Source organism: Zoogloea oryzae, assembly GCF_030161255.1.
In the GTDB taxonomy this organism is placed as follows: Bacteria; Pseudomonadota; Gammaproteobacteria; order Burkholderiales; family Rhodocyclaceae; genus Zoogloea; species Zoogloea oryzae.
The window spans coordinates 1-1,365 of the sequence record NZ_BSPX01000189.1 but is presented as its reverse complement, the minus strand read 5'-3'; the positions used below and the strand labels follow the sequence as shown (position 1 = coordinate 1,365).

General features: G+C 70.2%; 2 protein-coding genes and 1 pseudogene. All 3 read left to right on the top strand.

What is annotated here, in order from left to right; translation table 11 throughout:
- Nucleotides 1–322: pseudogene (gene mutL, locus QQK25_RS22920) on the top strand (DNA mismatch repair endonuclease MutL); the annotation flags it as partial.
- Nucleotides 323–404: 82 nt separating this feature from the next.
- Nucleotides 405–1,124 (top strand): pseudouridine synthase, encoded by a 720-nt coding sequence (locus QQK25_RS22915; RefSeq protein ID WP_284190038.1) that lies wholly within the window; start codon nt 405–407, stop codon nt 1,122–1,124.
- An 11-nt stretch (nt 1,125–1,135) separates the two neighbouring features.
- A partial coding sequence (locus QQK25_RS22910; RefSeq protein ID WP_284190037.1) for a hypothetical protein occupies nt 1,136–1,365 on the top strand: 230 nt, incomplete at its 3' end.

Sequence of the window (1,365 nt, the reverse complement as noted above, 5' to 3'; positions counted from 1 at the left end):
CGGCCCCACCGAGCTCGCCGTGCGCAGCGTGCCGGCCCTCCTCGCCCGCGCCCCGGTGGCCGAGCTGCTGCGGGCGCTGCTCGCCGAGCTGCGCGACTACCCCGCCACCGAAGTCGTCACCGCCCGCCGCAACGAGCTCCTCGCCACCATGGCCTGCCACGGCGCGGTGCGCGCCAACCGCAACCTCACCCTGCCCGAGATGAACGCCCTGCTCCGCGAAATGGAAGCCACCGAGCGCGCCGACCAGTGCAACCACGGCCGCCCCACCTGGACGCAACTCTCGATGGCCGACCTGGACAAACTGTTCCTGCGCGGTCGCTGACACATCCACCGAGGCATCTGCGGTTGCCCTCCCCCGCCGGGGCGGCGACAATATCGGGTTGATCCTGAAATCTGCTCTTCCCGTGAAACTCGAACGCATCCTCCAGAACCAGGGCTTCGGCAGCCGCCGCCAGTGCCGGCAGCTCGTCGAACTCGGCGAAGTCCGCATCAACGGCGAAGTCGTCGATGATCCGGGCGCCGAAATCCCCACCTCCGGCCTCGTCTATGAGATCGAGGGCGAAGCCTGGACTTACCGCGAGAAGACCTACCTCGCCCTCTACAAGCCGGCCGGCTTCGAGTGCTCCCACGAGCCCAAGCACCACCGGGGCGTGTATTCGCTGCTGCCCCATCCGCTGGTGGTGCGCAACGTGCAGAGCGTCGGCCGGCTCGACGTGGATACCACCGGCCTGCTGCTGTTCTCCGACGACGGCGCCTTCATCCACAACCTGTCGTCCCCCAAGAAGCACGTGCCCAAGGTCTACCGCGCCGAACTCGCCGAAGACGGCACCGACGCGCTGGTCGAGCGCCTCCTCGCCGGCGTCAGCCTGATCGACGAGCCCCAGCCGGTGAAGGCCCTCACCGCCCGCCTGCTGGCCCCGCGCACCCTCGAAATGTCCATCGACCTGGGCAAGTACCACGTCGTCAAACGCATGATCGCTGCCGCCGGCAACCACGTGGACAAGCTCCACCGCCACGGCTTCGGCGGCCTCGCGCTGGGCGAAGGCGTCCTCGCCGGCCTGGCCGAAGGCGAATGGGTCTACCTCGAAGCGGCCGACCTCCAACAACTGCATCCCGCTGCCTGAAAGGGCCCGCCATGACCGATACGCCCCGCCGCCGCCCGCCCCTGCCCACTTCCGAAGGCACGCTCAAGCTCAAACCGCGCACCGCCGCCCCCGCCACCCACAGCGCCGACGCCGATCCTGCCCCGGCCAAACGCGGCGGCGGCAACGACTGGCGCAAGCGCAGCAAGGCCTCCTACCCGGATCAGGCCAACGCCGAGCCGCCCCGTCGCAGCCGCGCCGACGACGCCCGCCCGCCCCGCGA